Origin of the sequence: Pelagihabitans pacificus (genome assembly GCF_009371985.2) — a bacterium.
GTDB classification, from domain to species: domain Bacteria; phylum Bacteroidota; class Bacteroidia; order Flavobacteriales; family Flavobacteriaceae; genus Pelagihabitans; species Pelagihabitans pacificus.
This window is the reverse complement of sequence record NZ_VIKU02000013.1, coordinates 1-7,835: the sequence shown is the minus strand read 5'-3', so window position 1 is coordinate 7,835 and position 7,835 is coordinate 1. Positions and strand designations below refer to the sequence as shown.

11 protein-coding genes are annotated in these 7,835 nt (G+C 34.3%); 10 read left to right on the top strand and 1 reads right to left on the bottom strand.

Annotation, left to right across the window (positions count from 1 at the left end; genetic code table 11):
• Nucleotides 1–680: 680 nt before the first annotated feature.
• From FK220_RS19885 to FK220_RS19840, 10 genes are all read left to right on the top strand, one after another.
• Nucleotides 681–938: a hypothetical protein gene (locus FK220_RS19885; protein ID WP_152576117.1), complete on the top strand. Its 258-nt coding sequence runs from the start codon at nucleotides 681–683 to the stop codon at nucleotides 936–938.
• Nucleotides 939–1,101: 163 nt separating this feature from the next.
• Nucleotides 1,102–1,857 carry a DUF3667 domain-containing protein gene (locus FK220_RS19880; RefSeq protein ID WP_152576116.1) on the top strand — a complete coding sequence of 252 codons (756 nt, stop codon included), beginning with the start codon at nucleotides 1,102–1,104 and terminating at the stop codon, nucleotides 1,855–1,857.
• Nucleotides 1,858–2,085: 228 nt separating this feature from the next.
• On the top strand, nucleotides 2,086–2,829 hold the full coding sequence (locus FK220_RS19875; protein WP_152576115.1) for a class I SAM-dependent methyltransferase: 744 nt from the start codon (nucleotides 2,086–2,088) through the stop codon (nucleotides 2,827–2,829).
• Between the two features lie 131 nt (nucleotides 2,830–2,960).
• Complete coding sequence (locus FK220_RS19870) at nucleotides 2,961–3,380, top strand: hypothetical protein (RefSeq protein WP_152576114.1); 420 nt, start codon at nucleotides 2,961–2,963, stop codon at nucleotides 3,378–3,380.
• Nucleotides 3,381–3,852: 472 nt separating this feature from the next.
• Complete coding sequence (locus FK220_RS19865) at nucleotides 3,853–4,431, top strand: hypothetical protein (protein ID WP_152576113.1); 579 nt, start codon at nucleotides 3,853–3,855, stop codon at nucleotides 4,429–4,431.
• 232 nt (nucleotides 4,432–4,663) lie between these two features.
• On the top strand, nucleotides 4,664–5,233 hold the full coding sequence (locus FK220_RS19860; RefSeq protein ID WP_152576112.1) for a tetratricopeptide repeat protein: 570 nt from the start codon (nucleotides 4,664–4,666) through the stop codon (nucleotides 5,231–5,233).
• A gap of 218 nt (nucleotides 5,234–5,451) precedes the next feature.
• A complete protein-coding gene (locus FK220_RS19855) occupies nucleotides 5,452–6,105 on the top strand; it encodes a DUF4272 domain-containing protein (protein ID WP_152576111.1) in 654 nt (217 codons plus the stop codon).
• Nucleotides 6,106–6,266: 161 nt separating this feature from the next.
• Nucleotides 6,267–6,545, top strand: coding sequence for a hypothetical protein (locus FK220_RS19850; RefSeq protein WP_152576110.1), 279 nt, complete (start codon nucleotides 6,267–6,269; stop codon nucleotides 6,543–6,545).
• A 37-nt stretch (nucleotides 6,546–6,582) separates the two neighbouring features.
• Entirely contained in the window at nucleotides 6,583–7,020 is a 438-nt protein-coding gene (locus tag FK220_RS19845; protein WP_152576109.1) for a hypothetical protein, read from the top strand.
• 280 nt (nucleotides 7,021–7,300) lie between these two features.
• Entirely contained in the window at nucleotides 7,301–7,585 is a 285-nt protein-coding gene (locus FK220_RS19840) for a hypothetical protein (protein WP_152576108.1), read from the top strand.
• 45 nt (nucleotides 7,586–7,630) lie between these two features.
• Here the strand turns inward: FK220_RS19840 and FK220_RS20160 are convergent.
• A partial coding sequence (locus tag FK220_RS20160; RefSeq protein WP_238719130.1) for a hypothetical protein occupies nucleotides 7,631–7,835 on the bottom strand: 205 nt, incomplete at its 5' end.

Sequence of the window (7,835 nt, the reverse complement as noted above, 5' to 3'; positions counted from 1 at the left end):
TGTATAACCGCAATTACGGCGGATTCGACTACGTCCGAATCCACTCGGAATTGCTAACGTCAGTGCTAAACCGAAAATTAACGCATATTAACCCGTAACTGCGGTTATACGAACCGTTACCACACATTTGAAAAATTAAATTGGACAGAATAAACAGTTTTCTTCTTTTAATACTTATTTACCTACCAATATGCTGTTTTGGACAAATCGAAAATAAGTGGCAACCTGACAGTATTTATGCAAACCGACAGGTAAAGAAAATATTTGTGTATATGAATTCGCAAAAAGATTTGTCCGAAATCATAGAATTTGACCGAACAGGAAAAAGAATACGCTCGACAAACTATAGTGCTTCATACAATCGGAGAACTCGGAAACATAAAACAATTGATAAAATCAACCTCTTTGAATATGACGAACAAAATCTACTGACCAAAATTGTAGATTCTATTGGACAAGACTCGATCACTTTTAAATACAATCCGAATGGGAAACTAATTTCTTCAAGAAAGAATTTGGGAAGTTTTGTATATGAAACATCTTATAATTATCAACCCTTTGAATCTACAACAACAAGGAAAAATGATTCAATAATTATATATCATAAGACTAAAGAATACGACAAGGACTTTTACGTGAAAAGGTTTTATGGATTTTATTTTCAGCCAAAACTTAAAAAAGTGACGGACACCATTAATGGAATTCCAAACACAACTGCTTACAAGGACTATACGGACTTAGAGAAATTTGAAGACGACAAGACGATTAAGAATATTTTTAACGAAAATGGGCAACTAATAAAGTCCGACATCTATTCGAAATTCATGAACGACCGAGTAAACGAATTCCAACTGACTTATAAGTATTACGACAATGGACTTTTAAAAAGTATTCGGGGATATGTCCCAAGGTATTTTGAATATGAATTTTGGGAATAAAAAACGTGTGGTAACATTGTGTATAGCTCATTGCGATCGGATTTTCCAAATGGAAAATCCAGCCTGATTCGCTAAATTCGGGCTACGGCGGAAAAGTCCGTTGGACGTTTTCCGCAACGAAGCCATACACGAACCGTTGTGTTTAATATTAAAAAACTTAGAAATGAAATGTAAAAATTGCGATAATAAAGTGGATGGCAATTTTTGCGCTAATTGTGGTCAAAACTCAAAAGTGGACAAGTTAAATCTTCCAAATTTCATTACTGAAATTTCGGATAGTGTTTTTCAGCTAAACCGTGGGCTTTTCTTTACAATTAAAGAGTTATTCACTAGACCAGGTCATGCCATTCGAGATTTTATACAAGGAAAAAGAAAAGAATATTTTAAACCTATCGCTTTTGTGCTAACCTTGTCAACAATTTATTTTCTTGTATCCCAAATTTCGGATAGTCCAACTTTAATTGATGACTTTTTAAATGGTGCATCGGATGGTGCATCTGATACCGAAAAAGGTAAAGATTCTATTACTAAATTTCCTATAGTAAACTGGCTAAGTAATAACTATGCCTATACAACGCTATTGTTAATCCCAATTTTCTCCTTAGCATCTTTCATTTCATTTTTAGGGCTTGGCAAAAACTATTTGGAAAACATCGTTATTAACTCATATATAACAGGTCAACAAGCGATATTTTATTCTCTTTTTATGGTTATAGGTGCTTTTTTCGATATCAATGATTATACCGTGCTTCCCGCGGTTATAATATCGGTATTATTCAATTTTTGGTCTTACATACAATTCTTTAGTAATACAAAAAAGGGACTTGTAATTATTCGCCTATTTTTAACTTATTTTATATTCAATGTATTATTCTTCATACTTATAATGGCAATCACAATTCCATTTTTAAATAATTAAAGATAAAATACTAAACACAACAAAACCTAAACGTAATGCGGACTTTAGGGCTAAATCGAAAGGTCTGTGTATATTTATTGAGTTGCTAAATCTTATGGATTTAGCTTTGGACAAGAAAAAAATAAAACTAAACAATAAGCTTTAGCTTCGTGCGCAGACGGAAACGACAAGTTTCCTTACTACCGCACTACGCTTAGCCGGACCGTTGTAAGCCATTTAAGACAAACTATGCGAGTAAAAGAACATTACGAAAAACACCTTGCCGATTTCTACTCTTGGATGCTTGGAGATTTGGAACCAAAATCAACTGAATTTCAAAATTTATTAAGCTCGAACGGAGTTGAACCAAAGACGACCAAAAATGCCATTGATTTAGGAGCAGGAAACGGAATTCAGAGCATCGCCTTGAAAAGATTAGGCTTTGAAGTTGTTGCTGTCGATTTTAACGAACAGCTTCTGAAAGAATTGAAAGCCAACCCCAATGCGAAAGGAGTTAAAACAAAGTTGCTAGACATTACCCAAGTACGAGAATTGGAAAGCCTAAAACCAGAACTGATAATCTGTTGTGGCGACACAATCACGCATTTAGACAGCAAAGAACGAATTGAAAAATTGATTTCAGATTGCACAAAGATTTTGACAGATAATGGACATTTGATTTTGACCTTCCGAAATTACACTAGTGAACTGAGCGACCAACAAAGGTTCATTCCTGTAAAAAGCACGAATGACAGAATTTTGACCTGCATTTTGGAATATGAACCTGAAAAAGTTAAGGTAACGGATTTGTTGTACGAAAAATCAAATGGACAATGGAATCAAAAAGTCAGTAGCTACCAAAAAGTGCGAATTGAACCAAAAGAAGTAGTCCAAATCCTTGAGGAAAATGGAATGTCCATTAAACTCAACCAACCGATTAATCGAATGGAAACTATAATAGCGAATAAAAACGGCTTACAACACGGTATATAAAAAATAGCGGTCGAAGTGCTTCACCAAAAGTTGGTTTTTAGATTTAAGGTCGATGTTAAACCGAAAGGTAAGTTCATAAATCCCGCTACTCTTCATATACCAAGCCGTTATCTGCAAGCTGAAAAATGTAAATGAAAAACTTACTAGCCTTAATCCTTATCATTTCTTCTGCGACAAGTTGCGTAGGTCAAAAAAGCCTCAGGGAATATTACTACCCATTGACAAATAAAATCGAAACCAAAGTTTACAAATACGTTGATAAAAATGATTCGGACCATTTTGAGTATTGGCAAGTAACTACCTACCCAGATACTAAAGAAATTAAAACGGTCTCGTACGATAAAGAATTTAATATTCATGATTCGTTGCTAGAAGTACTTAAAGAAGATGGTGCAGAATTAGTTAATTATACTGACCATTACGTTTATGATTCAGTAAAAATGACTTCTTCCTTATCTGAAGTTGTGAATAAAGATGTGTTCAAATGGAATGGGGACAAAGAGTACAGTTATTTGGTAAAGTATAGAAATCAATTTGGACGATTCGAGTAAAGCAAGAAAAGAACGGAGCTAGGATTTGAAAAAATAACCGTTGCCGGAAAAGAATACAATACGTTAAAATTCAAAGGTGAATATTCTATAAGCGCAATTGACCAAAACGATAGTTATGGCTTTTATCAATATTCGTTTTATTCCAAAAACCTTGGTATGATAAAATACGAGAGACATCTTCCTCATAGAATCATTGAATTGGAATTGGACAAAATACTTACGGAGACTGAATTCAATGACCTGTTAAAAAAAGCCAGCAGATAACACAACCTATAAACAATCCGGGCTTCGGGCTTAATTGCAGGGTTTGTGTATTTTTATGAACTCCGCAAAATCTTTGGGATTTTGCTTTTTAGTGGGACAAAGAAAAAACAAAACCAAAAGATTTCGCTATGTGCGTGGCGGAAAGCAAACGCCAGTTTGCTCCCGTACTGTTCATAGCTAAACCGTTAGCCACAAGCTAAAAATAATATTGAAAGCGAAACAAACATATTTAAAAGGGAAATCAGTTTTTAAAGTATCTCTAATCGTAATTGGGATTACGATTTTAACGGTTTATCTGACCGGAGAAAATTATCATAGGACTTTGACAGAAAACTTCTACCTGTCTTTAGGAATGATTTCAATAGCACTTTTTTTGTTTATGCTATATGGACTTTATAAAGGTGTTGGACTTTTAGATAACTTTCCTAAAATTGAAGACTATAAAGTCAAAACCCCAATATTCGAATCTGGGAATATGCCAGCTACACCTGATATATCTGTTGGAGATGGAATAGGAGGACTTTTATTATCAATACTTTTATGGATTGGAGTAACAATAATGATTGCAATACTTTTGGTGCTTTTCGAAGCAATACTTTGGCTCTCAATTTTTATAATCTTGGCAATGCTATATTGGGTTTTCTTTCGTGCTCTTAAATTTGTTTTTAGCAAATCAGCAGATACAAAAGGAGATTTGGGTATTTCTGCTATGTATGCGCTCGGATATACTTTACTTTATGTCGGCTGGATTTTCGGACTCGTATATCTTGCCGACACACTTACCTGAAAAAGCCAGTGGCTAACAAAACCTAAACGTAATGCGGGCTTTAGGGCAAAACCGAAAGGTCTGGGTATATTTATAAAGTCGCTAAATCTTATGGATTTAGCTTTGGACAAGAAAAAGTAAAACTAAACAATAAGCTTTAGCTTCGTGTGCAGACGGAAACGAAATGTTTCCTTGCATCCGCACTACGCTTAGCCGAACCGTTGTACACCATTTCGCAAAAAAGTAACATTCATTGAAAACAGAATTTGAAAAGGATATTTTAGAACAGTATGATAAGTTCTTTATCTCAGAAAATCCTACCGAAAAGGATTCGCTAAGAAATGATATTCGGAAAAAGTTATTAGACCAAAATGAATTGACTTCTGAAAATTATCAAATTCTCGGATTAGTTGATTATGAAAGCGAAGATTGGAAAAACCACTCTGAAAGAATACTCGAAAACTTTAGTAAGTCAGTTGAGAAAGACGAATCGAATTTTCTTGCCCGTTTATATTTGGCTCATATTTATCACGACATAGGGAATTTAGATTTAGCTCTCGAAAATTATCTAAAGGTAAATGATAAAGAACTAAAGAAATTCCAGCTTTGGAGATATGTAAAATTGATAGAGCAAATCGGATACTGTAAATATAAACTCGGGGATGAAACTGGTGGAATTACATTGTTCGAAAAAGTTTTAGAATGGTATCGGAAAACTGAAGACGAATACGAATTGGCGAGACCAACTGAACTGCTTGAATGTTTACCCGAAAATCATAAAATAGTTGTCGGAATCAAAAAAGTTGAGAACTATCTGGACTAAAAAAAACGGTGTACAACAAAACCTATAAACAATACGGGTATAGCTGCTTAAGTTATAAACCCGGAATATCAACAAACTCCGCCAAATCTTTGGGATTTGGCTTTAAATAAAAAAGAAAAAGCAAAACAAAAAGGTTTGGCTATGAGCCTAACGGAAAGTAAAAGCTAGTTTGCTCCCGTACTGTTCATAGCTAAACCGTTGTGCATAATTGAAGAAAAATGTGGTTCCAAAACAAAATCAAACCAGAAAAAATAAAGGATAGGAATACAAAGCAATTGCGTTCGAACGGAATTGAGGTGATTGAACATTTACCTCATTTGGACAATCCTGAATTTAGAGAACCAAAAGAAATTGCTCGTAGAATAATGGTTCTGAATGCATTATTTCAGTTACATCTTCAAGCACCAAGAGACATAATAAAAAAGTGGCTTGAGGAAAATGGACTTATGAACTATCTGAACGAAGAAGAATTAGAATATTTGGAAACGGAATATTCGGAATTACCCGAACAGACTCAAATAGATATTTATTGGTTTGTAGAAGCCATTTGGACTTTTGCTTGGATTGGCGGACTTCACAATAATCTGACTTTAAATACTGGTGTGGAAGATTCACTTGCTACTTTAATTCCGAACATTGCGAAAAATGAACCAGCGAAAAAATTTATATCTGAATTCAAATTGAGAAATCAAGTGGAAATATTTGAAATGTTGGACAAGTTCTATCGTGCTCATTGGTTCGCTCGAAATAACAAATTGACTGGGAAACAATCGGACAAAGTTGATTTGGATATAATAATGGAAAGAAGAAAAGCATTGGAATATACAGTTTACAAAGAATTTGACTGGAATGAGATTTCACTTGATACGTAAAAAACAACTATGCACAACATTGGCTATAAGTAATTGCTTTTTCTCGCCTACTTCTGAAAATCCTCACGGATTTTCAGCTTGGTGTGTACTTGCAAAGTTGACTGCTAAACCACGCAACTACTCATAGCCGAGACCGTTGTGCAACATTTGAGAAAAATATTATGGATATAGATGATTTAATGAATGATAAAAACGAAATTGGGTTTAATGTAAACGTTGGAAACGCTTTATTAAGAATACTCGAAATATCAAACAGAAACCAAAGATATGTTAGAACCATATTACAAACGCAATTTGAAATAAAAGAACTATTAAAAGGAAAAGTGGAATCGGATTTAGACGAAAACTTTTACGACAAGGTTCATGATTTAGAAAAAAAGGTATGGAAGTTAGCTGAATCTGACTATCACGACCTTCTCGATAAAGTTCTTGATAAGTAAAAACATCATTTCCTTTTTCAAAACATTTGACAAAAAAATGAGAATACTGATTCTAATACTTACCTTTTTTATCTCAAGCAATGGATTATCTCAAGACAATATAAATCCGAAAGAATTAATCGGATTTGGATGTTATGCAGGTGGAACAAGCTCAGACGTTGTTAATGACACGACTTTTGACATTCACGATGGGAAATATAAAAAGGTCATTAAAAAACTGAAATCTAAAAATCCAGCAGAACGATTTATGGCAGTAATCGTTGCGGAACGATTATCGGAATTGGACAAATATGATTTGACTGAAACTGACAAGGAATTGATTAAAAAAGCATACGAATCGACCGATTTAGTTTCTGTGTGTTCAGGATGCACCTATTTTGACCAGATTGAACTAAAAAAGTTACTGTTGAAAGATGAAGAAAACTTTATGTGGACTTATGCCAAATATTGGTTAGAAGAATATCTTGAAAAATAAAATACGTTGCACAACAACGTGTATAGCTCATTGCTTCTGAATCAATAACCTCAAGATCCCGATAATATTAGTATATTTCCTAAACGGAAAGATTTGCGATCAAAGCTTCGCACTTTTGCCCACTTGGATTTTTCGCCGCTCGCGGCTTATCCCAACGCAAAAGTACTTCGCTCCAGACGCAACGAAACCATACACAAACACGTTGTGCAACATATCAAATCCAAATACGGAACATTAAATTTTGAAAAACCGAACAAAAACTATTTACCAAATAATACTGATGATGGTTTTTATCTTGATTGGACTGTCAATATTAAGTGTTGTATTAGGAATCTTATCAATTGGAGACGATGTAAATCATAAACAGGTTGAATTAAACGGAATTATAAATAGCGTTGTCGGATTTCCAATCGGACAATTTAAGGACGGATTTCCACTGTTACAGAACAATATTGAATTTTGGAAAATCAATAATCTGATTCTACTCTTTTTAAACACTTTGATTCAAGCATCAGGAATTGTTTTCATTGGAAAATACATAAAAAGGAAAAGAGAAAACAAATAAAATACGTTGCACAACAAAGCCTAAAATTCATTGCTTGCGGATTTCCTAAACGGAAATCACGCGCAAAAAGCTATCTTTAGGTTCGGCTGGATTGTCCTTCGGACGAATCACAGCAACGAACCTTAGCCCAACCGTTGTGCGCAAGCTGACCAAACCAAAACTATAGAATGAAAAAAACGCTAAATGACTTGACCAAAGACGAATGGAATACACTATATCCAATTGAATTGGTCGACCATAATCCAGAATG